The sequence below is a fragment of the Alkalibacterium gilvum genome, from assembly GCF_900109085.1.
In the GTDB taxonomy this organism is placed as follows: Bacteria; Bacillota; Bacilli; order Lactobacillales; family Carnobacteriaceae_A; genus Alkalibacterium; species Alkalibacterium gilvum.
In genome coordinates, this window is sequence record NZ_FNYW01000036.1 from 1 (window position 1) to 21,115 (window position 21,115).

At 36.6% G+C, this 21,115-nt stretch carries 23 protein-coding genes and 4 tRNA genes; 22 read left to right on the forward strand and 5 right to left on the reverse strand.

What is annotated here, in order from left to right; genetic code table 11:
* The 14 genes from BMX83_RS08540 to glmM form a co-directional block, all read left to right on the forward strand.
* A partial coding sequence (locus BMX83_RS08540) for a transposase (RefSeq protein WP_143059514.1) occupies positions 1 to 277 on the forward strand: 277 nt, incomplete at its 5' end.
* Between the two features lie 182 nt (positions 278 to 459).
* Complete coding sequence (locus tag BMX83_RS08545) at positions 460 to 1,686, forward strand: amidohydrolase (RefSeq protein WP_091635985.1); 1,227 nt, start codon at positions 460 to 462, stop codon at positions 1,684 to 1,686.
* Positions 1,687 to 1,866: 180 nt separating this feature from the next.
* Positions 1,867 to 2,205, forward strand: a complete 339-nt coding sequence (locus BMX83_RS08550) for an amidohydrolase family protein (RefSeq protein ID WP_091635988.1) — start codon at positions 1,867 to 1,869, stop codon at positions 2,203 to 2,205.
* 3 nt (positions 2,206 to 2,208) lie between these two features.
* Positions 2,209 to 2,598: an amidohydrolase family protein gene (locus BMX83_RS08555; protein WP_091635991.1), complete on the forward strand. Its 390-nt coding sequence runs from the start codon at positions 2,209 to 2,211 to the stop codon at positions 2,596 to 2,598.
* 108 nt (positions 2,599 to 2,706) lie between these two features.
* Positions 2,707 to 3,090: an amidohydrolase family protein gene (locus BMX83_RS08560; protein ID WP_143059515.1), complete on the forward strand. Its 384-nt coding sequence runs from the start codon at positions 2,707 to 2,709 to the stop codon at positions 3,088 to 3,090.
* Between the two features lie 93 nt (positions 3,091 to 3,183).
* A complete protein-coding gene (locus BMX83_RS08565; RefSeq protein ID WP_091635997.1) occupies positions 3,184 to 3,762 on the forward strand; it encodes a uracil-DNA glycosylase family protein in 579 nt (192 codons plus the stop codon).
* A 120-nt stretch (positions 3,763 to 3,882) separates the two neighbouring features.
* Entirely contained in the window at positions 3,883 to 4,155 is a 273-nt protein-coding gene (locus BMX83_RS08570; RefSeq protein WP_091635999.1) for a GNAT family N-acetyltransferase, read from the forward strand.
* A gap of 99 nt (positions 4,156 to 4,254) precedes the next feature.
* Positions 4,255 to 4,326: transfer RNA gene (locus BMX83_RS08575), tRNA-Glu, on the forward strand.
* Between the two features lie 25 nt (positions 4,327 to 4,351).
* Positions 4,352 to 4,424 (forward strand) — tRNA-Thr (locus BMX83_RS08580).
* Positions 4,425 to 4,439: 15 nt separating this feature from the next.
* Positions 4,440 to 4,520, forward strand: a tRNA-Tyr gene (locus BMX83_RS08585).
* A 5-nt stretch (positions 4,521 to 4,525) separates the two neighbouring features.
* A tRNA-Gln gene (locus BMX83_RS08590) sits at positions 4,526 to 4,597 on the forward strand.
* A 171-nt stretch (positions 4,598 to 4,768) separates the two neighbouring features.
* A complete protein-coding gene (gene cdaA / locus BMX83_RS08595; RefSeq protein WP_091636002.1) occupies positions 4,769 to 5,629 on the forward strand; it encodes a diadenylate cyclase CdaA in 861 nt (286 codons plus the stop codon).
* The gene (locus BMX83_RS08600; RefSeq protein ID WP_091636005.1) at positions 5,626 to 6,609 is read left to right on the forward strand and encodes a CdaR family protein; all 984 of its coding nucleotides are present in this window, start codon (positions 5,626 to 5,628) and stop codon (positions 6,607 to 6,609) included. Before cdaA ends, BMX83_RS08600 begins: the two co-directional genes overlap by 4 nt.
* Before the next feature lie 63 nt (positions 6,610 to 6,672).
* Positions 6,673 to 8,025 (forward strand): phosphoglucosamine mutase, encoded by a 1,353-nt coding sequence (gene glmM / locus BMX83_RS08605; RefSeq protein WP_091636008.1) that lies wholly within the window; start codon positions 6,673 to 6,675, stop codon positions 8,023 to 8,025.
* A gap of 75 nt (positions 8,026 to 8,100) precedes the next feature.
* On the opposite strand, the gene BMX83_RS08610 is transcribed toward glmM, so the two are convergent.
* Positions 8,101 to 8,583: a DUF456 domain-containing protein gene (locus BMX83_RS08610; protein WP_218141935.1), complete on the reverse strand. Its 483-nt coding sequence runs from the start codon at positions 8,581 to 8,583 to the stop codon at positions 8,101 to 8,103.
* A gap of 577 nt (positions 8,584 to 9,160) precedes the next feature.
* Positions 9,161 to 9,862: a zinc metallopeptidase gene (locus BMX83_RS08615; RefSeq protein ID WP_091636013.1), complete on the reverse strand. Its 702-nt coding sequence runs from the start codon at positions 9,860 to 9,862 to the stop codon at positions 9,161 to 9,163.
* Between the two features lie 283 nt (positions 9,863 to 10,145).
* Here BMX83_RS08615 and BMX83_RS08620 point away from each other — a divergent pair, with 283 nt between their 5' ends.
* Genes BMX83_RS08620 through BMX83_RS08630 form a run of 3 tightly spaced genes read left to right on the forward strand, consistent with a single transcriptional unit; the run spans position 10,146 to position 13,843 of the window.
* Complete coding sequence (locus BMX83_RS08620) at positions 10,146 to 11,321, forward strand: galactokinase (protein WP_091636016.1); 1,176 nt, start codon at positions 10,146 to 10,148, stop codon at positions 11,319 to 11,321.
* Complete coding sequence (gene galT / locus BMX83_RS08625; RefSeq protein WP_425425846.1) at positions 11,314 to 12,864, forward strand: UDP-glucose--hexose-1-phosphate uridylyltransferase; 1,551 nt, start codon at positions 11,314 to 11,316, stop codon at positions 12,862 to 12,864. Before BMX83_RS08620 ends, galT begins: the two co-directional genes overlap by 8 nt.
* The gene (locus BMX83_RS08630; RefSeq protein ID WP_091636018.1) at positions 12,836 to 13,843 is read left to right on the forward strand and encodes a LacI family DNA-binding transcriptional regulator; all 1,008 of its coding nucleotides are present in this window, start codon (positions 12,836 to 12,838) and stop codon (positions 13,841 to 13,843) included. The genes galT and BMX83_RS08630 overlap by 29 nt, the downstream gene beginning before the upstream one ends.
* Before the next feature lie 288 nt (positions 13,844 to 14,131).
* On the opposite strand, the gene BMX83_RS08635 is transcribed toward BMX83_RS08630, so the two are convergent.
* Positions 14,132 to 14,326, reverse strand: coding sequence for a CsbD family protein (locus BMX83_RS08635; RefSeq protein ID WP_091636021.1), 195 nt, complete (start codon positions 14,324 to 14,326; stop codon positions 14,132 to 14,134).
* A 163-nt stretch (positions 14,327 to 14,489) separates the two neighbouring features.
* Here BMX83_RS08635 and tsaB point away from each other — a divergent pair, with 163 nt between their 5' ends.
* Genes tsaB through tsaD form a run of 4 tightly spaced genes read left to right on the forward strand, consistent with a single transcriptional unit; the run spans position 14,490 to position 17,294 of the window.
* Positions 14,490 to 15,215: a tRNA (adenosine(37)-N6)-threonylcarbamoyltransferase complex dimerization subunit type 1 TsaB gene (gene tsaB, locus BMX83_RS08640; RefSeq protein ID WP_091636024.1), complete on the forward strand. Its 726-nt coding sequence runs from the start codon at positions 14,490 to 14,492 to the stop codon at positions 15,213 to 15,215.
* A complete protein-coding gene (rimI, locus tag BMX83_RS08645) occupies positions 15,202 to 15,768 on the forward strand; it encodes a ribosomal protein S18-alanine N-acetyltransferase (protein ID WP_091636026.1) in 567 nt (188 codons plus the stop codon). The genes tsaB and rimI (BMX83_RS08645) overlap by 14 nt, the downstream gene beginning before the upstream one ends.
* A gap of 36 nt (positions 15,769 to 15,804) precedes the next feature.
* Positions 15,805 to 16,287, forward strand: a complete 483-nt coding sequence (gene rimI / locus BMX83_RS08650; protein WP_091636029.1) for a ribosomal protein S18-alanine N-acetyltransferase — start codon at positions 15,805 to 15,807, stop codon at positions 16,285 to 16,287.
* The gene (tsaD, locus tag BMX83_RS08655; RefSeq protein ID WP_091636031.1) at positions 16,284 to 17,294 is read left to right on the forward strand and encodes a tRNA (adenosine(37)-N6)-threonylcarbamoyltransferase complex transferase subunit TsaD; all 1,011 of its coding nucleotides are present in this window, start codon (positions 16,284 to 16,286) and stop codon (positions 17,292 to 17,294) included. Before rimI (BMX83_RS08650) ends, tsaD begins: the two co-directional genes overlap by 4 nt.
* A gap of 470 nt (positions 17,295 to 17,764) precedes the next feature.
* Here the strand turns inward: tsaD and BMX83_RS08660 are convergent, their stop codons facing one another.
* A complete protein-coding gene (locus tag BMX83_RS08660) occupies positions 17,765 to 19,723 on the reverse strand; it encodes an ABC-F family ATP-binding cassette domain-containing protein (protein WP_091636034.1) in 1,959 nt (652 codons plus the stop codon).
* Positions 19,724 to 20,087: 364 nt separating this feature from the next.
* On the opposite strand from BMX83_RS08660, the gene BMX83_RS08665 reads away from it, so the two are divergent.
* Entirely contained in the window at positions 20,088 to 20,786 is a 699-nt protein-coding gene (locus BMX83_RS08665) for a redox-sensing transcriptional repressor Rex (protein ID WP_091636037.1), read from the forward strand.
* 88 nt (positions 20,787 to 20,874) lie between these two features.
* Here the strand turns inward: BMX83_RS08665 and BMX83_RS08670 are convergent.
* On the reverse strand, positions 20,875 to 21,115 hold a 241-nt coding region (locus BMX83_RS08670), incomplete at its 5' end, for a transposase (protein WP_143059494.1).

Sequence of the window (21,115 nt, forward strand, 5' to 3'; positions counted from 1 at the left end):
GAGATATATTAGAACAACATTCCAGACTTTAAATAAATACCTAGATTCCATAGAAAATTCCTGTAAGTATACCTTGTCCAATGGACACCTTGAGGGCATTAACAATAAGATTAAAACAATAAAGCGAAGTGGCTATGGTTATCGTAATTTTAAACATTTGAGAGCACGTATTCTAATTAGCTTTAAGTTGAAAGAAAAGACCAACAAAGAAATCAGACCCTTAACTTTTGAAGAAGAAAAAGAAATCGTCAAACAATTAAATACTAAAGTCGCATAAATAAAGGTAGAAAGCATGTCGACTTTCTACCTCGGAAATCTCTGACCAACACGATTTGACAAAGAACCATTATATGTCAACTAACGTTGGTTGAAAAAAATATGTGGTAAGCTACTAAAAGGTTAAGATTAATGAAGTAACACCTGAGAAACGTTTAATGTATATTGAAAGGATTGAATAAGGTGAACGCAAACTATTGGTTAATGAATACACGATTAGAAACAGGCTTTCAAGTCAATAAGGATATAGTGACTGCAACAAATACAAAAACTTCCAATCTATTGATCGATAACGGAAAAATTAAAAAAATCATAACCTCAAGCGATGAAATAACAGACGATCTTCCAAGAATAGATGCTAAAGGAACTCTTGCACTCCCTTCTTTTATTGAGAAACATTGTCATTTAGATAAAACATTACTTGAAGATGAGTGGCGTGCTGGCACACCTGTGAATACTATTTTTGAACGTTTTGAAATGGAAAAAGAGGTCCTAAGTTCTCTGGACACTTCGACACAGGAGCGTGCGAAGTCTTTACTTGATAGATACGTTGATTTCGGTATTACGCACGTGCGCACACATGTAGATATATATCCTGAAGTAGGTTTAAAAAATTTAGAAGATGTCAAAGAGGTTTTAGAACGTTACGATGATAAATTAACCTCTGAAATTGTTGCCTTCCCTCAGCATGGATTGCTGCGTTCTGATTCAAAAGAACTGGTCAGACAAGCGTTAAGGAACGGCGCAAGTTTAATAGGTGGCGTTGATCCAGCTACTGTGGATGGCGACTTGGAAGCATCGTTAAACGCGATGGTGACTTTAGCTGTAGAAGAAGATGCAGGAATCGATCTACACTTACATGATCCTAGTCATTTAGGCATATTTACAATTAAAAGACTAGCAGAATTAACTATAAAGGCTGGACTGCAAGGCAAGGTTACCATAAGTCATGCTTACGGCCTTGGAGATATATCTGTGAACGAAGCTGAAGAGATAGCTGATTTACTTGAAAAGGCTGGGGTTGCAATCATTTCCAGCGTTCCAATCAACCGGCAATTCCCACCAATGGGGTTACTGAAAGAAAAAGGCGTTTCTACTGCGATTGGTTGCGACAATATTTTTGATGTGTGGTCGCCTTTTGGTAATGGAGATATTTTAGAACGTGCTGGACGTTTAGCTGAGGCCTCTGGATGGGTAGACGAACGTGCACTCGCACAGACTCTAAGCTATATTACTGGTGGTAAAACGCCACTCAGTTATGAGGGAGAGAAGCTTTGGCCGAAAGCTGGTGATGAAGCAAATATTGTTCTAGTTAATGCTTCTTGTTCCGCAGACGCTGTAGCAAGAAGAGCTGAGAGAGTTGCTACGATTTTTAAAGGTAAAATGACTCAAAATACATCTATTCATTAAAAGAAACTGTTCAAAAAATATTATTTTAATCATATTACTCACAGAACATCTAACTTAGATATTCTGTGAGTTTATTTATTTATGTTAAAATTGAAATGAAAGACAGAATTATGAAGTGTTAATTCACAATGATTAAATACTTGTATTTGATGGAAATAAGTAGTTAAAGGAGAAAGTATAATGACATTATTATTAAAAAATGTGCGTCTGGAAACAGGCTACGTGTATGAAAGAGATTTTGTAGCAGCTACAGAAACTGAGATCGTTGATGTTTTAATCAAAGATGGAGAGTTCAAAGAAATAGCGCCTCAGATTAGTGTAGATAATGTAGAAACAATTAATGCAAATAAACAGCTGCTTGTTCCTTCACTTAGAGAGATGCATATACACATAGATAAGACCTATTTTGGTGGAGAATGGAAAACACCTATTAGAGCAACGGAAGGCATCTTTACTCGTATAAAAGAAGAGGAAACCCTGCTTCCTAAGCAACTTGATCAGGCGGAAGATAAAGCATGAAAAATGGTTCAGCATTATATCAATAATGGCCATACTCATATAAGAACGCATGTGAACGTAGACCCCGTTATTAAGACAAAGCATTTGGAAATAGCTGAGCGTGTTTTGAAAAGTTTTCAGGATCAAATCACTTATGAGATTGTTGCTTTTCCACAACATGGTTTGCTTGCACATGAGGATATGCCTTCTTTGTTAAGGGAAGCATTAGAATCAGGAGCGACGAAATTAGGTGGACTTGATCCAGCCGGAATAGACAAAAATATCGAGAATTCTTTACAAGTCACTATGAATATTGCTAAAGAATACGGTGTCGATGTTGACTTGCATCTTCACGACAGAGGGCAAGTAGGCTTTTATACGATGGATAAATGGCTGGACATGGTTGAGGAGTAGGAATTTAAAGGAAGAACCGCCTTCAGTCATGCATTTGGATTAAGTGAACTTCCAACAGCTAAGCAACAACAATTTGCTGAAAGATTAAATAAATGTAATGTAGAAATTATGTCAACTATACCTATCTCCATCCATTCTAGTCTTATTCCTATAGATGTAATGAGAAAGACAGGCGTGGATGTTTCTCTGGGATGCGATGGCTTCTACGATTCCTGGAGCCCCTTCGTACCTGGAGATGTTATGGAAAAAGTATACAATTTTTGTGATTATACAAGTAAAACGAGTGAACGCTCGTTACGTGAAAGTTTGGGCTTGATCACTGGAGGCGTTACACCTTTAAGTGAAAATGGTGAGCAGCAATGGCCTAATGTTGGAAAAGAAGCAAGCTTTGTATTTTTAGATGCCAGCTGTAGCGCAGAGGCCATAGCGAGAATGCCTAAAAGTAGAGAATTGATGCATAAGGGTAATTTATTTAAACCCCTTGATGAATAGAAGAAGTTATTTTGATAATTATAGATTATACTGATGATTGATGACCATCGTTTGTATGTGCTTTTAAATCAAAAAATAAGAGGTGTTTTATACATGTCAAAATTTGATGAGGTAAAAAAAGAAATAATGGAAGACCCAATGAATGCGCCTTATACAGATCGAGGGGTTGAACCTTTGTTTAAGGCCTCTAAAGAAGCAAGGATAATTATTATAGGACAAGCCCCTGGGCGAAAAGCTGAAGAGTCAGAGATGTTTTGGAATGATCCGAGTGGTGATCGTTTGCGGAAGTGGATGGGGATTTCAAGAGATGAATTCTATAATACGTCAAAGATTGCTCATCTACCTATGGATTTTTATTATCCAGGAAAGGCAAAGACAGGAGATGTTCCTCCTCGAAAAGGATTTGCTGAAAAATGGCATCCGATGTTACTTGAGGAGATGCCCCAGCTTGAGACAATTATTCTTGTAGGTAGTTATGCTCAAAAATATTATTTAGGAAAAAAAAGAGAGAAAAATTTAACTGAAACGGTTAAAAATTTCAAAGAATATCTCCCTGAATATCTCCCACTTGTTCATCCTTCACCGCTTAATCATGGCTGGTTGAATAAAAATCCATGGTTTGCCGAGGAAGTCGTTCCGGCGCTTCAGGAAATGGTGCAAGCATATATTTAAGCTATTAAAAAGTGAATATGATTGGCTAAATAAATGATAGCGTGAATTTATAAATAAATTGAATGTTTTTTTCTATACCTCATGGTACACTTGAATATAAAGATATAAGGAGTGATTTTAATGGACTTTACTAAAGGAGATAATCGTTTTTACAAAGAAGAAAATGACAAGTTAGTAGCAGAAATTACCTATCTACCAAAAGATGAAACAGTAGATGTTAACCATACCTTTGTAGATCAGTCATTAAGAGGGCAAGGTGTAGCAGAACAGCTTGTTGATCGTGTTGTTGCGGAAATGGAAAAGAAGGGAAAGAAAATTGTACCTTCTTGTCCATACGTCAAAGCTTTATTTGAACGTAAGCCTGAAAAGTATGGTCATATCCAAGCAAAATAGTTAATTATAAGATATATTAAGAAAAATAGGAAATATTGTTGACAATTTACTCTTTTCATTATAGAATATAACTTGTGCTTAAAGAGCACAGGTTATACTGGCCCCTTGGTCAAGCGGTTAAGACACCGCCCTTTCACGGCGGTAACACGGGTTCGAATCCCGTAGGGGTCATCGCGCTTTACAAAAGCGTAAGAATGCCGGTTTAGCTCAGTTGGTAGAGCAACTGAATCGTAATCAGTGGGTCGAGGGTTCAATTCCTTTAGCCGGCATTGTCTACTTAATACGGAGGGATAGCGAAGTGGCCAAACGCAGCGGACTGTAAATCCGTTCCTTCGGGTTCGTAGGTTCAAATCCTACTCCCTCCATTTATTGGGCTATAGCCAAGCGGTAAGGCAGCGGGTTTTGATCCCGTCATTCCTAGGTTCGAATCCTAGTAGCCCAGTATTAAAAAAACTGTGCGGCATATGCTGCACAGTTTTTTTGTATAGTGTTATAGGCTTGAGTAAACGAATGGTGTTTAGGATTTATTTAAATCTATAGAATTCACACGTTTATAGAGACTATTTATATGGTATACTGACAACGTATGTGTTTACATTTTGGAGGTGGCATGATGCCGATAGAATTTTTACGAACATTTGACTGGTCTCGTTTGTTATCTTGGCGAACAGGGATCAATGTCATTGATATTTTAATTGTTGCTTTTTTTATGTATCAACTTATGAAAATAGTCAAAGGGACACGTGCTGTAGAATTATTGAAGGGAATTGGGGTAATCTTACTATTAAAGCTAGTAAGTGTGTTGTTCCAATTAAATACTACAGAATTTGTTGTGGACTTTGTGATTCAGTGGTCTGCATTAGCCCTTATCATTATTTTCCAGCCAGAGTTAAGACGTGGGTTAGAGCACCTAGGTAGAGGTTCGGTTTTTGGTAGAAAAAGAAAATCCAATCCGAGTGAGCAAGTTGTCGACCATCTATCTCATGCACTTCAATATATGGGGAAAAGACGAATTGGTGCCTTGATATCAATAGAGATGGAAACAGGCCTTGATGAGTATATCGAAACCGGCATTCCAATCAATGCAGACTTATCATCTGAACTATTGATCAATATATTTATACCGAATACACCACTACATGATGGTGCTGTTATTATAAAAGATTTCAAAGTGACAACAGCAGCTAGTTATCTTCCACTATCAGAAAGTCCAGCTATACCCAAAAAGCTGGGAACGCGTCATCGTGCAGCAATTGGCTTATCTGAGGTGTCTGATGCAATAACATTAATCGTATCAGAAGAGACCGGTGATATTAGTATTTCTCGTAGAGGCAATCTTATCAATGACATGACTCAAGAAGAAGTCACTGATTACTTGAATAAAGAAATTGTAGAGAGTGAAAAAGAAAAAGAAACACAGAGCCCTTTGCAACAATTTATAGAGGCCATAAGAAAAGGAGTGGGGGGCAAATGAAAATGAACGTTGAGAATCCATGGATTTCTAAACTCATTGCCCTGTTTTTCGCAGTTGTCTTATTCTCTTTTGTTGCGTACGAAAATGAGTCCCGAAATTTATCAACCAGTCCGACTGACGGAGCAAGTATTACTAGTTCAGAAGTGATTACTAATCTTCCAATTGATATTACCGTCAATCGTGATACTTACTTTGTTTCTGGGATACCAGAAACAGCAACGATACGTTTAGAAGGTCCTCAAGCTATTTTAACTCAAACGCTAGCTACTCAAAATTTCACTATTAAAACACCGGATTTAGATGAGTTGGGTCCGGGTAGTCACACAATCCAGCTTGAAGTTGAAGGATTAAGTAATCAGCTTAGTTATAGTGTCATGCCTTCAGAAATTATGTTGGAAATTGAAGAAAAACGAGTAAAAGATTATGAGGTAGCAGTTGAATTCAACAAATATGCGTATTTAGAAGAAGGTTATAAATCTGAAGCGCCTATCCTCTCTAGTGAGAGGGTAACGGTATCAGGTGCCTTATCTACAATGGAAGAAATTAGCGATGTGATGGTTGTTGTCATGCCAGAAGGGGAAAATATTACTGAGGATATCGAAATGAGCTTAAACGTGCTCGTCCTTGATAAAATGGGGGACCCATTAAATGTAAATATTTCTCCTCAAAAAATTGATGTCACCATCCCTGTCAAAGGCATAGAAAAAGCAGTACCGATTGTGTTGGAAGAAGCAGGTACGCCAAACGAAAATTATGAGTATACATTAGAAATTGCTCAGGGAGAACCAGAGAGCGTGACGATTACTGGAGAATCTGATATTATAGAAGAGTTAAATAACTTCGTAGTGAATGTAGATGTCTCTGGAGTGACAGAAACAACAATCCGATCTATACCTTTAGATATTTCAGAAGGCATTAAAAAAATTGATCCGGAAAAATTAGACGTCTTAATTCAAGCCAATGAAGTTGAGTCTGAATAAAGAACTAATAAAAATAAATGATAGCAAACAAACGACTAACAATAATGTGAGGAGATTTTTACAATGGGAAAATATTTTGGAACTGATGGTGTACGGGGTGTAGCAAATAAAGAATTAACACCAGAATTAGCATTCAAACTAGGACGTTATGGTGGTTATGTTCTATCGCAACACACTGAAACCGACAGACCTCGAGTGCTAGTGGGTAAGGACACACGTATTTCTGGCAGAATGTTGGAATACGCGTTAATATCCGGTCTTTTATCTGTAGGTGTTGAGGTATTGCGCTTAGGTGTCATTACAACACCTGGTGTTTCATTCTTGACCCGACAGCAAGATGCTACTGCTGGGATTATGATTTCTGCCTCACATAATCCTGTACAAGATAATGGGATCAAATTCTTTGGATCAAATGGCTTCAAACTTTCTGACGAACAAGAAGCTGAGATTGAAAGCTTAATCGATGGCGATACAGATGATTTGCCACGTCCAAGTTCAGATGACTTAGGTACTTCAGAAGAATATAAAGAAGGACTTCAAAAATATATTCAATTCTTAACACAAACCATTTCCGGAGACTTGTCAGGTATTAATGTTTCTCTTGATGGAGCAAATGGCGCATCAAGCCCCTTATTGAATCGTCTATTCGCTGATTTGGATGCTGATTTTGAAGTGACGGGGAACACACCAAATGGCTTAAATATTAACGAAGGCGTTGGCAGCACACATCCTGAATACTTATCTGAATTTGTAAAGGAAAAAGGATCAGATGTTGGCTTAGCTTTTGATGGTGATGGCGACCGACTTATAGCAGTAGATGAATTAGGAAATATCGTTGATGGCGATAAAATAATGTATATATGTGGTAAATTTATGCATGAAGAAGGACGTTTGAAAAAGAATACGATTGTTTCAACGGTAATGAGTAATATTGGTTTTTATAAAGCTTTGGAAACTCATGATCTAAAATCAGTTAAGACTAAAGTTGGTGATAGATTTGTAGTTGAAGAAATGGTTAAGAACGGATATAACTTTGGTGGAGAACAATCAGGCCATGTGATTTTCCTTGACTATCATACAACTGGAGATGGACTCCTTACTGGCGTGCAACTGTTGAACGTTATGAAGGAAACAGGTAAAAAATTATCAGAATTGGCAGAAGAAGTAACTTCTTACCCGCAAAAGTTAGTCAACATACCAGTAACTGATAAGCATAATGTTATGTCAAACCCTGCCATCAGCAGTGTTATTGAAGAAGTAGAGAAAGAAATGGCTGGTAACGGACGCGTGCTTGTTCGTCCAAGTGGAACAGAATCATTACTAAGAGTTATGGCTGAAGCTCCGACACAAGAAGGCGTTGATCAATACGTTGAGCGTATTGCAGCTGTAGTAAGAGAAGAAATTGGTTCTAAATAACGCGTAATTAAAAAAAGGATGTTAGTGGGATAGTAGAAATCCCGCTAACATCCTTTTTTTGTATCTAATAATATATTAAAACCAAACAAGTATAAAGAACCAACTAATCATAATTAGTTGAATCATGCCTTCAGCTATTTTACCGCTTAGAAAACCGATAAGGGTCCCGATAGCGGCATTCAGTGCTAGTGAAAAGTTCTTCTTTTTCCAATACTCAACAATAATAACTGCAGTAAAGGGCACTATCACTATACCAAAGGGAGGATAAATAAACACACCCAGGATAACTGAAATAGCCGCAACGCGTTCACTCAATTTACTTCCACCAAAGCGTTTTACTGCCATTGAGTTAGTGAATATATCTGCTACTAAAAGGATAAGAGTTAGGGCAACCATAGAAACCCAAAAAAGAACAGTAAGTGTCGAAGAATTTATAAAGAAATGATAGATCAAAAAGCCTCCCCAAACAGCAAATACAGATGGTAAGATAGGAAAAACAAGGCCGATAAAGCTAACTATAAAAAATGAAACGACTAAAAACCATAATAAAATATCCAAAATAAGTGTACTCCTTTCGTTGTTGATTAAGTATTCCTAGTATACTAGATATGATAACTTTTGGAAAAAATATATTACCAGAAGGAATATTAATAGTGCTGTAAAGTAAAAAGGCACCTCAAGAATAAAATTGAACTGCTATCAATTTTAAACGAATTAAAAACTTACAACTCTTTAATGTTCGGGCAGAAAAATAGTTGTAAGGATGGGAAAGTGTCAAAGATGGAGAAGTTCGACACTTATAGTATTTCTAATAGGTTTGAAAGTGTCGAAGATGGGAAAATTCGACACTTTCCTCACTCCTATCAGGTTTGAAACCGTCGAAGATGTAGAACTAAATAAATTCGAATAAAAAAGTCGCCTAACTTTGACATGTTCGATCATGAAAATACAAAACGATTCGAATGTCATTATTTCGAATCGCTTCATCTCAAACCTGGATCCAAAAGCCAATGAAATAAGCGGAATCATAATGAAAGAGTCGAGATTACTCGACTCTCCAAATCTATTGAATACATTAAAAAAAGGATGAAACGAGAAAAACTCTCGTTTCATCCTTTTAGTTGTTAGTGACATGTTAATCGTTGCTGCGTCCTCCAAAAATAAGGAAGAGACGCATGACACTCAAGAAAGAAGCAATGGCTGCAGCAATGTATGTCAAGGCAGCGGCATTCAATACTTTTTTTGCTTGAGGAAGTTCTTCTCTTGTCAATAAACTTTGTTCTTCAAGAATACGAATTGCTCTCTTGGATGCATCGAATTCAACGGGCAGAGTGACAAGTTGAAAAAGTAATGTTAGAGAAAAGAGCATAATACCAATATTGATCATCATATTACCACCTTCACCAAGAAACATACCTAGTATAAGAATAGGGAAGGCAGCAGTTTGTCCAAAGTTTGTGACAGGTACTAAAGCGGCACGCAAGCGAAGTGGTCCATAATTATCACGGTCCTGTAAAGCATGGCCAGCTTCATGAGCAGCAACACCTATTGCTGCAACAGACGTTGAGGTACGTGTTGAATCAGACAAGCGAAGGACGTTATCCTTGGCATTATAGTGATCCGTAAGTTTACCTCTAATCCCTTCTAAACGAACGTTTTCTAGATGAGATTTATCTAGAATTTGTCGACAAACATTTGAAGCAGTGTACCCATGTTTACTTTTAACCTCACTGTATTTGGAATAGGTTGACTGTACGTAGGTGCTGGCTAAGCCTGAAATAATCAAGCCAATAATTATCAATATCATTGTAGGATCCCAGAAAAACGGAAAATACATAGTATAACCTCCATTATTTTACATAGTAATAAAGTTCATAGACTCATTGTTTCTTGTTAATTATAACATATATTTCAAAGGGTTAGGTGATTTAAGAATCTAATTATTTGTGAATATTGTGTATAGATTCAGTGATAGTCATAAATTACACGTTTAAATATCAATACAAAACAGAAAGAAATTTAAAGGGAAAAAGATACTTATTTAATTTAGTAAATTCACTTGATAACGTTTACTAAAACGGATACAATGAAAGAGAAATAAACGAAGGAGAGTGATTAGAATGAAACGTACACAGTTAATGCAAGAATTCAAAGAACAATTTAATTATGAAGCAGAACGGGTTTTCTTTTCCCCTGGGAGAATTAATTTAATAGGTGAACATACTGATTACAATGGCGGTAAAGTCTTTCCATGCGCAATTACAATGGGGACATATGGGGTTGTAAAAAAGCGTAAAGATAATGAGATTCATGCTGTCTCGGGGAATTTTTTGAATATCGGAAAAATAACATTTAATATGGCAGATCTATCTTTTAAAAAAGAAGATAATTGGACTAATTATCTCAAGGGGATGATAAAATATATTCAAGAAAAAGTAGGAGCATTACCTCATGGTTTTGACGTATATATCTACGGGACTATCCCGAATGGTGCGTCACTCTCTTCATCCGCTTCGCTAGAACTTTTGACAGGGATTATTGTAAAAGAAATATATGATCTGAATATATCTCAATTAGAGCTAGTAAAGCTTGGTATGCGTACTGAAAATGAGTTTTTAGGACTTAACTCAGGCATATTAGACCAGTTTGCTGTAGGTATGGCTAAAAAAGGGCATGCGATGCTCCTGGATACTAATACATTGGTCTACGAACAAGTACCTGTTGATTTACCTAATCATAAAATAATTATCATGAATTCAATGACGCGACGTGAACTGGTTGATTCAGAATATAATATACGCCGACAACAGTGTGATCTTGCATTAAAGCAGTTACAGAAAGTCACTGATGTAAAATCACTTGGAGAGCTATCAATAGAAACATTTGAAAAATACAAACATATCATTGAAGATGACGTTCTAATGCGACGTGCGCGTCATGCTGTTTACGAAAATGAGCGCACAGAGCGTGCTGCAGAAGTTTTGAAAGCAGGTGACTTGGATCAATTCGGAAAATATATGAATGCCTCACATATTTCATTAGATGAAGATTATGAAGTAACAATAAAAGGGACAGATTTTCTTGCTCGAACCGCTTGGGAACAAGCAGGTGTGGTAGGAGCCCGAATGACCGGCGGGGGGTTTGGCGGCTGTTGTATCGCAATTGTTTTAAATGAAGAAGTTGATAAGTTCATTGATAAGATGAAAGGTAAATATAAAGACGAAATAGGACACGATGCTGAATTTTACATTGCAGAAACGGCAAAGGGAGCCGGAGAATGGGAGACGTATGAATAAAATGAAATCAAAAGAATCCATCGATCAAATCATGACAAATTTTTTAGATTATTATATAAAAAGTGGAAAAATTAATGAGTTGGACCGTATTTATCTAATGAATAGACTAATGGATCTACTTGAAAAGAAAGAAATTAAACCACTTTCACCTTCTAAAAATGTTGAAGAACCGTTAGCTCTGCTTGATAAATTAGTAGATTTTGCAGTGAAAACTGGAGTTATAAAAGATTTACCATCAAGTCGAGATGTCCTTGAAGCGAAAATTATGAATCTTACCACTCCTCTGCCTTCACAGGTGAATCAGTTGTTTTGGGAAGAATATAGCAAAAGACCGGAAGCCGCAACAGATTATTTCTTTGAATTAAGCAAAGAGAACAACTATATTAAAACACGAGAAATTAAAAAAAATATAGAATACACACATCCGACCGAATATGGCGAACTTGAAATCACTATAAATTTATCAAAACCAGAAAAGGATCCGAAAGAAATTGCTTTAGCTGTAAACAATCAAGTCGATTATCCAGAATGTAAGTTATGTATGGAAAATGAAGGATACGAAGGTCACCTAACGCATCCAGGAAGAGCTAACCACCGTATAATTAGGATGAAACTGAACGAAGAAGAATGGGGCTTTCAATACTCTCCATACGCCTATTATAACGAACACTGCATTTTTTTATCTTCAATTCATAGAAAGATGGATGTAGGTATACAAGCACTTCAAAACTTATTGGATATCTTAACAACGCTACCTCACTATTTTGTTGGTTCTAATGCGGGCTTACCAATCGTTGGGGGATCGATTTTATCTCATGATCATTATCAAGGTGGTAGACATACCTTTCCGTTAGAGAAGGCTGAAGAAGAATATTCATTTAAAATAAATGGAACTTCAAATGTAAAAACGTCTGTTATAAAGTGGCCGATGTCAGTGATTCGGTTGTCCGGAACAGATAAAGAAGCAATGATTGAAACCGCAGACTTTATTATGAAACACTGGGAAAATTATTCAGATGAAAGGGTAGGGATTCTTTCTGAAACAGAAGGAGAGCTGCATAACGCAGTCACACCTATTGCTCGTCGTAAGGGAGAAGAATATGAATTAGACCTCGTTTTACGAAATAATCGTACATCACCGGATTATCCAGATGGTATTTTCCATCCGCATCCTCCAGTACAGCATATTAAAAAAGAAAATATCGGCCTGATCGAAGTTATGGGATTAGCCATACTTCCTCCGCGTCTAAAAAATGAACTTCAGACCGTGAGAAACTATCTTGTTGGTAAAGAAGACTCCACGGCTGCGATTCATCAGGACTGGGCTGATAATTTGAAAAGAAATTATAATATAACTGAAGAGAATGTTGGGGACATCGTGGACGGTGCGGTCGGTGATATTTTCTTACAGGTGTTGAAAGATGCTGGTGTCTTTAAACGAAATAAGGAAGGACAAGCAGCTTTTAAACGCTTTATCGATGATTTATCAGCAGCCGACAATAAGGAGAGCAATGATGGCAACTTTAAAAGATATAGCAAATAAAGCAGGGGTGTCGACATCAACCGTTTCTCGGGTGCTGAATTATGATACAACACTTTCTGTCGGAGAAGAGACGAAGAGAAAAATATTTGAAGTTGCTGAAGAGCTGGAATATAAATCAAAAAAACAACCGGCTAATAAAACGAAAGGGACATTGGCTATTGTTAATTGGTATTCAGAAGCTGAAGAACTTCAAGATATCTACTATATGTCAATTCGTCTAGGGGCGGAAAAACGTGCTAAAGCCTTAGGGTATACTTATTATCGCGTCTATAAGCAAAGTGATTTTATAGAAGAAGCAGATATTAGGGGAATCTTAGCAATAGGAAAATTCAGTCCGAATCAGGTCAAGGAATTACAAAGTCACAATGTACCATTGTGTTTCGTAGATTATTTACCTGATGAAGAAATAGATAGTGTTGTTGTGAATTTGAAAAAAGCGATGCGACAAAATATCGATTATCTTCTTGAGCAGGGTCATACAAAAATCGGATTTATTGGAGGAAAGGAATCCTTTAGTGATGGAACTGGCCGATGGGAAGATCCACGAGAGAAAATTGTGAGAGAATATCTTGAAAGTAAAAAACTCTATCATGATGCATCCTTTTTCATAGGTGATTTCACAGTCGAAGACGGCAAGAAGAATATGTTAAGTGCTTTAGAAACACTCAACGGGAATCAGCGTCCCACAGCTTTCATTGCAGCCAATGATGCTATTGCAATTGGATGTCTCAAAGCCTTGTACGAAAAGGATATTAAAGTACCTGAAGAAATCAGCATTATTGGATTCAATGATATTTCACCGGCTAAATATATATCCCCCTCATTGACGACGGTTAAAGTATACACCGAAGAAATGGGGAGCAGTGGTATAGGTTTACTTCAAGAGCGAATTGAAGAGAATCGTGATGTTCAAAAAACGGTTATCATGTCAACCAAGCACATTGAACGAGAAAGTACATCAAAAAAAAGAAGGATTTAATTTTTAAAAAAATGAGAAACAAAACACTCTAAGATTAGTAGTGAGGAGTCCAAAGTAGTTGGCTTTTCACTACTATTTTTATAGGGTAGATGCAAAAAAAGAAGCAATATCAACGCGCACTAAATTATCTTGAGTCTGTAGATAATTAGTAAGCTGAGGGCAAATAGTCCAGATGCTCTGGTAATGAAAGTTTTATTCATCAAATGAATTTTCCTCATATAATAGATAAAACGAACGTTCCCTCTCCAATCGATTAAAAATTGATTGGGGAGGGAGCGTTTGTTTAACTTATTTAGTATTATTATCGTCCTCTTTGGCTCTACCGATAGATTCGTGTACCTTGCCTTCAGCTTTTTGAGCTTTACCTTCAGCCTGTTTTTCTAAATCATCTGTTGCATCGCCATAAGCATCCTTAGCTTCACCCACAGCTTTGTCCTTGGCACCTTCAGCTTTTTGCTTTAAGCTTTCCTTGTTTTCATCCATATGAACATGCTCCTTTTTGATGATGTTTTGTACATGTTTATTGTATGATGTATCTTAGATTATTGCAAAAGATACGTTTAAATACTATTGGAATCGTTTCTCATAGACCTCAAGTTGTGCTAAACTTAAGCTAAATATATCGATGATTAAGAGGAGTATTAGAATGAAAATATTGGCGATAGATACATCTAATCAAATAATGACTGTTGCTTTGACAGATGATGAGGGGGTCGTTGTTGAGCACACAGTTAATATCAAGCGGAATCATAGTATCCAATTGATGCCGGCAATTGAGGGAATCATGAAGGAAGCACAATGGTCACCAAAGGATCTCACACGCATTGTTGTCGCTAAAGGGCCGGGTTCATATACTGGAGTCCGTATTGGGGTAACTGTTGCCAAAACCTTGGCTTTTAGCTTGGATATTGAACTTGTTGGCGTTTCTAGCCTTAAGGTTCTTGCTGCCAATGGGAGTCAGATAGACGGTTCATATTGTGTTCCGATATTTGATGCGCGTCGTGGTAACATCTATACTGGCCTTTACCAGTATCAGAATGGGGAACTCATGCAAGTCGAAAAAGACACACATATTGCTTCCTTGAAATGGGCAGCTTACTTGGAAAATTTAGAAGGCCCTATCCAGCTTTTAGGTCCAGACCGACTTAAACACATGGAAGTCTTTAAAGATATGATGAAAAATGATAGTGACTTGCCAGCTAGCCAACAATACGTTCGTGCAAGTGTTTTGGCAGAGCTTGGTAAAGCTATGGCGCCTGTAAATAAACATTTATTTGAACCGGAATATTTAAAATTAACTGAAGCTGAACAAAATTGGATAGAGGAGCATCCTGATTTTATAAAAGGAGGCGGGTGGGTTGAAAAACTTTAAGTCTTGGCTTTCTAAGAAGCTAGAATACTCAAAAACAAGAACGTTTTTGCCTATAGCCAACCGAATAAAATTAGAGAAAACCTTTTATAGTCTTTCTGACGAACGTTTTTTAAACGTTAAAATAGCTGACGAGCATGATGTCGACAGTATTCTTGAAATTCAAAGACTTTGCTATAATGGTCATACACCTTGGGATCGTATAGCCGTATTACATGAAATACGCTACAACAAAAATGCTTTTTATATTATTTTGCATGAAGATAATCAACCTATTGCTTTCGTTGGTGCATGGTTTGTTGCCAGTGAAGCACATATCACTAACATTGCTACTATTCCAAATTATGAAAGAAAAGGGCTAGGAACTTACTTGCTGAAAGAAATAATCCACAGTGCGCTTGAAGAAAATATGTCAAAGGTGACTTTGGAGGTAAGAGTATCTAATCATGTAGCTCAAAGTTTATATACGACTTTAGGCTTCCAAAAAGGTCGTTTAAAAAAGGAATATTATGCTAAAGACCATGAAGATGCATTGGAAATGATCTACATACTTTAAAAAAATTAGACGATAAAAAAGAAGGTTGAATGAACCATGCCAAAGCAAAGATTAAGTATCAGGCGATACAACTTCCACGAAGAAAAAAGTCATCAATTTTATAGCATTGCTGAGCAAGTGTTTAATTATGGCTCTCCTTGGACAGAGGATCAATATGAAGAGACGTTAGCGAGAGATATGCTTGTTTTCTTCGTTGCGGAGATAGATAATCGCTTAATTGGATACATTGGCGGGCAGCTTTTATTTAGTGAAGGTGAAATTTATATATTAGCAGTGTCCGAAGACTTTCAGAAACAGCGTGTTGCTTATCACTTACTTGAACGATTCAAAGAAGAGTGTGAAGAACAAGGAATACGTACGATTTTTTTGGAAGTTAGAAAATCTAATCAAGTGGCACAAAGGTTTTACGAAAAAAATCTTTTTAAAGAAATTTCTGTCAGAAAGAATTATTATAATAAACCTGTTGAAGATGCTTTGATTATGAGATACATCATGAGAAAGAAAGAAGGAAGAGAATGAAGAAAAAACTTATATTAGCAATTGAGACAAGTTGTGATGAAACGAGTGCGGCAATAATAGAAGAGGGGAAAATAATCCTTTCGAATATTGTTGCATCGCAGATTAAAAGTCATCAACGTTTTGGGGGGGTTGTCCCAGAGGTTGCTAGTCGACATCATGTAGAACAAATTACACTTATTATCGAAGAAGCATTGCTTGAAGCCGATGTCACATATAATGAACTAAGTGCCGTTGCAGTTACGGAAGGACCGGGGTTAGTTGGAGCATTACTTGTAGGAGTTAATGCCGCAAAAGCTATTGCCTTTGCACATGATTTACCACTTATTGCGGTTAATCACATTAAAGGTCATATTTTCGCAAATCAATTGGTGAAGCCTTTGAACTTTCCCATCATGTCACTGGTTGTTAGTGGGGGGCATACTGAACTTATTTATATGGAATCGGAGGATTCTTACGAAATTATAGGTGAAACTAGAGATGATGCTGTCGGAGAAGCGTTTGATAAAATTGGACGCGTACTTGGGGTGCCGTATCCTGGGGGGAGACATATTGACCAGATGGCTCATGAAGGAAAGGATACGTATGATTTTCCTCGCGCAATGATACGAGATGATAACTTTGATTTTAGTTTTAGTGGATTAAAAAGTTCATTTATAAATACTGTTCATAATGCCAAGCAGAAAAATGAGAAATTAGATCATAACGATCTAGCAGCTAGTTTTCAAGCAGCTGTTATTGATGTGCTTGTCAGTAAAACAATACGCGCAGCCAAATTAAAGAGCGTAAATCAGCTTGTATTATCTGGTGGAGTGGCTGCAAATAAAGGGTTACGTACAGCCCTTAAAAAAGCTGTAGCAGAAGAATTAAATGATGTAGAACTTCTCATACCGCCGCTTGAATTGTGTGGCGATAATGCAGCGATGATTGGAGCAGCAGCATACATCAACTTGAAAAACAAGGACTATGCCGATTATACCTTGAATGGTAGACCTGGATTAACAGTTTAATAGAAGTCATATGACTAAATATAAAAGGTTGTAACGCATAAGATTTATGCGCTGCAACCTTTTTTTAGTTGATTATGGTTTTTTAGAAAATAAGTAAGTGGTGCGTGCCCTTCACACTAGCAAAGCTGAGCTGAAGGTAACGGAAAACAAGAATGCGTGCCCTTCGCACTCACAAAGCTGTGCTGAAGGTAACGGAAAGCAAGAATGCGTGCCCTTCGCACTCACAAAGCTGAGCTGAAGGTAACGGAAAGCAAGAATGCGTGCCCTTCGTGCTGACAAAGCTGAGCTGAAGGTAACGGAAAGTAAGAATGCGTGCCCTTCGAACTCACAAAGCTGAGCTGAAGGTAACGGAAAGCAAGAATGTGTGCCCTTCGTGCTGACAAAGCTGAGCTGAAGGTAACGGAAAGCAAGAATGCGTGCCCTTCGTGCTGACAAAGCTGAGCTGAAGGTAACGTGACCGAAATTTTAACTTAGTCGTCAGACAAATCATCGAGCGCGATTTGCTTTTCTTCCCATTTTTCCAGTAGCAGTTCCTGTTTGTGAAGCAGCGCTTCGTTTTCTTTAGCCAACTGATCCAACTTTTCAAAATCGTTAGCGATATCAGGAGCGCTTAATTCTTTTTGTGTCATTTCAATCTTTAATTCCACTTCTTCAAGCTCATTCTCAATTGTTTGTATGACACGTTCCAATTTTCTTTGTACTTTCTGATCTTCTTTTTGCTTTTCATACGATTGTTTAGTCGTTGATGAAGAAGATGAACGGTCAGTATCATCATTATCTGTTTGAGTCTCTTTTAATTGCTTCAAGGCTTCTAACTCTTCTTTTTTCTGAAGGTAATAATCATAATCTCCAAGGTAAACATCCGCACCATTTTCATTTAACTCGATAACTTTCGTTGCAATCCTGTTGATAAAGTACCGGTCATGGGAAACGAATAATAGTGTTCCTTCATAATCGATAAGTGCATTTTCTAATACTTCTTTTGAATCAATATCTAAATGGTTTGTAGGCTCATCTAGCAAAAGAAAATTATTTTTTTCCAAAGATAATTTGGCCAAAGCAACCCGCGCTTTTTCACCACCACTTAAAGAAGCAACTGTTTTTTCAACACTATCACCACTGAATAAGAAGGAACCTAACAAAGTACGTATTGTTTGTTCTGGTAGACTAGGGTGATCATCCCAAACTTCGTCTAAAACCGTTTTATTCTTATTCAATAAGTTCTGTTCCTGATCATAGTATCCTAAATCGACTTTGGCACCATAGTGAATTGCGCCATTAAGAGCAGGAATTAATTGATTAATTGTTTTCAATAAGGTCGTTTTCCCAATACCATTTGGACCAACAACAGCAATCGCCTCTTCTTTTCGTATATCCAAGTCAATATCACTAGAAAGAGCATCATGATCATAACCGATTGTCAAGTCTTCAGATTGCAAAACAACTTGTCCAGAAGACCTCTCTACCTGAAATTGAAAGTGAGCGCTTTTTTCATCATTTTGAGGTTTGGAAACAGTATCCATTTTCTCTAATTGCTTGCGTCTTGCTTGGGCACGTTTAGTAGTAGAGGCCCGAACAATATTTTTATCTACAAAGTCTTCGAGTTTCGCTATCTTTTTTTGCTGTTTCTCAAAAACTTTCCATTCGCGCTTTATCTTTTCAGATTTTAACTGGAGGTAATTTGTATAGTTACCAGGGAAATAGTCGACAGAACCTCTATTCACTTCATAAATTTCATTGACTACTTTATCTAAAAAATAGCGGTCATGCGACACAATTAACAATGCTTTTGGATAGTTTTGTAGGTAAGTTTCCAACCAAAATAGTGTGTCAATATCAAGATGGTTTGTAGGCTCATCTAGTATGAGTAAATCTCTTTTTTCTAAAAGAAGTTGGGCGAGGGCAAGTCGTGTTTTTTGTCCTCCAGAAAGATTTTTAATAGGTGTATCATAATCTTCTTCATAAAATCTAAAGCCATACAGCACAGAGCGAATTTCACTTTCAATACCGTATCCATTTTTTTCATGGAAAGTAACTTGAAGGCTATCGTAACGTTTAAGAAGTTCTTCATATTCGGGTCCAGATTTTTTTAAAGTAGAATCGCTTAGTTGATTTTCAATCTGGCGCATTTCTTTTTCCATGTTTAAGAGTGGTTCCGCAATTTTCATCATTTCATTCCAGATAGTTAAAGAAGAATCTAAACCAGTATGTTGATCAAGGTAACCAATGGTCAATTCTTTTTTCTTGTATATGTTTCCAGCGTCAGCTTCCTCTTGGCCGGATAAAATTTCTAATATAGTCGTTTTACCAGCACCGTTTCTGCCAACTAATCCAATTCGGGCATTATCTTTTATTTCTATAGAAACATCATCGAATAGTTTTTCGGCGCCAAAATAGCGTGCGATCTTTTCAGTTTGTAATAATATCATTTTAATATCCTCATTTTCGTAGAATCCTCTTATAGTTATTATCTAATAGTTTATCACACATATAAAAGATAACAATCTTAGCATATGTTTTTTTCGTTTCCATGTATAAAGAAACAATTAAATCAATAAATATTAGGAGGGGTTTTTCACAAAGACAGACAATAATAAATAGCTTAAATTAAGAACATATGTTATTTTATAGAAAAAACTTGAAATTAAGGGCATTTAACTTTGTTTTAACGAAATTAATGCTATAATAGTGAAGAACATCAAACTTGAAGTTTGTGAATATATAAGAATAAATAAAAAGTATTTAATAATATTTACACTAGGTTTTGTTTTGAATGAGATGAGGAGAATGAGAATGGTCGAAAAAAAAATACCTAAAGCTACAGCTAGAAGATTGCCACTTTATTATCGTTATTTAAGATTTTTACACGAAGCAGGTAAAGAGCGTATTTCTTCTGCTAAATTAAGTGAAGCAGTGAAAGTAGATAGTGCTACAATAAGACGCGATTTTTCTTATTTCGGTGCGCTTGGTAAAAGAGGTTATGGATATGATGTTGAAGCGTTAATGAACTTTTTCAGTAAAACGTTGAATCAGGATAGACTTACAAATGTTGCTCTTATTGGGGTAGGAAATCTTGGTCAAGCACTATTAAATTATAACTTCCGCCGTAATAATAATATTAGAATCAGTGCTGGTTTTGATGTAAAAGAAGAATTGATAGGAACCATTCAACAAGGTGTTCCGATATATTCGATAGATGAAATGGTTGATCAACTTGATTTACAGCAAATCGATGTAGCTATTTTAACAGTACCTTCAGATATCGCCCAAGATATGGCCAATAAATTGGTTAAAGGTGGTATTAAAGGTATAATGAACTTTACGCCTATACGTGTTACCGTACCAGAGCATATAAGAGTTCATAATGTTGATTTGACGAATGAGCTTCAAACCTTGATATACTTCATTAACTATTATCAAGATTTAGAAAATATTGATGATGATAGTGACGCTGATGGGGATAATGAGGATATGGATGATTTTATTATTTAAAAAATTATGTAATGAAAAACGGTTCTTTGTCAAATCGTGTTGGTCAGAGATTTCCGAGGTAGAAAGCTTAAATGCTTTCTACCTTTTTTTATGCGACTTTAGTATTTAATTGTTTGTTGATCACTTTTTCTTCTTCAAAAGTTAAGGGTCTGATTTCTTTCTCGGTCTTTTCTTTCAATTTAAAACTAATTAGAATGCGTGCCCTCAAATGACTAAAATTACGATAACCATAACCACTTCGTTTGATTGTTTTAATTTTATTGTTAATGCCTTCAAGGTGTCCATTGGACAAGGTGTACTTACAAGAATTCTCTATGGAACCCAGGTAT

What these genes read in the sequence shown, in the direction of transcription:
- tsaB (WP_091636024.1), top strand. Translation starts at nt 14,490, where the DNA reads ATGAAAATATTGGCGATAGATACATCTAATCAAATAATGACTGTTGCT.
- tsaD (WP_091636031.1), top strand. Translation starts at nt 16,284, where the DNA reads ATGAAGAAAAAACTTATATTAGCAATTGAGACAAGTTGTGATGAAACG.
- BMX83_RS08570 (WP_091635999.1), top strand. Translation starts at nt 3,883, where the DNA reads ATGGACTTTACTAAAGGAGATAATCGTTTTTACAAAGAAGAAAATGAC.
- BMX83_RS08665 (WP_091636037.1), top strand. Translation starts at nt 20,088, where the DNA reads ATGGTCGAAAAAAAAATACCTAAAGCTACAGCTAGAAGATTGCCACTT.
- BMX83_RS08660 (WP_091636034.1), bottom strand. Translation starts at nt 19,723, where the DNA reads ATGATATTATTACAAACTGAAAAGATCGCACGCTATTTTGGCGCCGAA.
- BMX83_RS08600 (WP_091636005.1), top strand. Translation starts at nt 5,626, where the DNA reads ATGAAAATGAACGTTGAGAATCCATGGATTTCTAAACTCATTGCCCTG.
- BMX83_RS08630 (WP_091636018.1), top strand. Translation starts at nt 12,836, where the DNA reads ATGGCAACTTTAAAAGATATAGCAAATAAAGCAGGGGTGTCGACATCA.
- BMX83_RS08555 (WP_091635991.1), top strand. Translation starts at nt 2,209, where the DNA reads ATGGTTCAGCATTATATCAATAATGGCCATACTCATATAAGAACGCAT.
- BMX83_RS08550 (WP_091635988.1), top strand. Translation starts at nt 1,867, where the DNA reads ATGACATTATTATTAAAAAATGTGCGTCTGGAAACAGGCTACGTGTAT.
- cdaA (WP_091636002.1), top strand. Translation starts at nt 4,769, where the DNA reads ATGCCGATAGAATTTTTACGAACATTTGACTGGTCTCGTTTGTTATCT.
- rimI (WP_091636029.1), top strand. Translation starts at nt 15,805, where the DNA reads ATGCCAAAGCAAAGATTAAGTATCAGGCGATACAACTTCCACGAAGAA.
- BMX83_RS08620 (WP_091636016.1), top strand. Translation starts at nt 10,146, where the DNA reads ATGAAACGTACACAGTTAATGCAAGAATTCAAAGAACAATTTAATTAT.
- BMX83_RS08565 (WP_091635997.1), top strand. Translation starts at nt 3,184, where the DNA reads ATGTCAAAATTTGATGAGGTAAAAAAAGAAATAATGGAAGACCCAATG.
- BMX83_RS08615 (WP_091636013.1), bottom strand. Translation starts at nt 9,862, where the DNA reads ATGTATTTTCCGTTTTTCTGGGATCCTACAATGATATTGATAATTATT.
- BMX83_RS08560 (WP_143059515.1), top strand. Translation starts at nt 2,707, where the DNA reads ATGTCAACTATACCTATCTCCATCCATTCTAGTCTTATTCCTATAGAT.
- glmM (WP_091636008.1), top strand. Translation starts at nt 6,673, where the DNA reads ATGGGAAAATATTTTGGAACTGATGGTGTACGGGGTGTAGCAAATAAA.
- BMX83_RS08635 (WP_091636021.1), bottom strand. Translation starts at nt 14,326, where the DNA reads ATGGATGAAAACAAGGAAAGCTTAAAGCAAAAAGCTGAAGGTGCCAAG.
- galT (WP_425425846.1), top strand. Translation starts at nt 11,314, where the DNA reads ATGAATAAAATGAAATCAAAAGAATCCATCGATCAAATCATGACAAAT.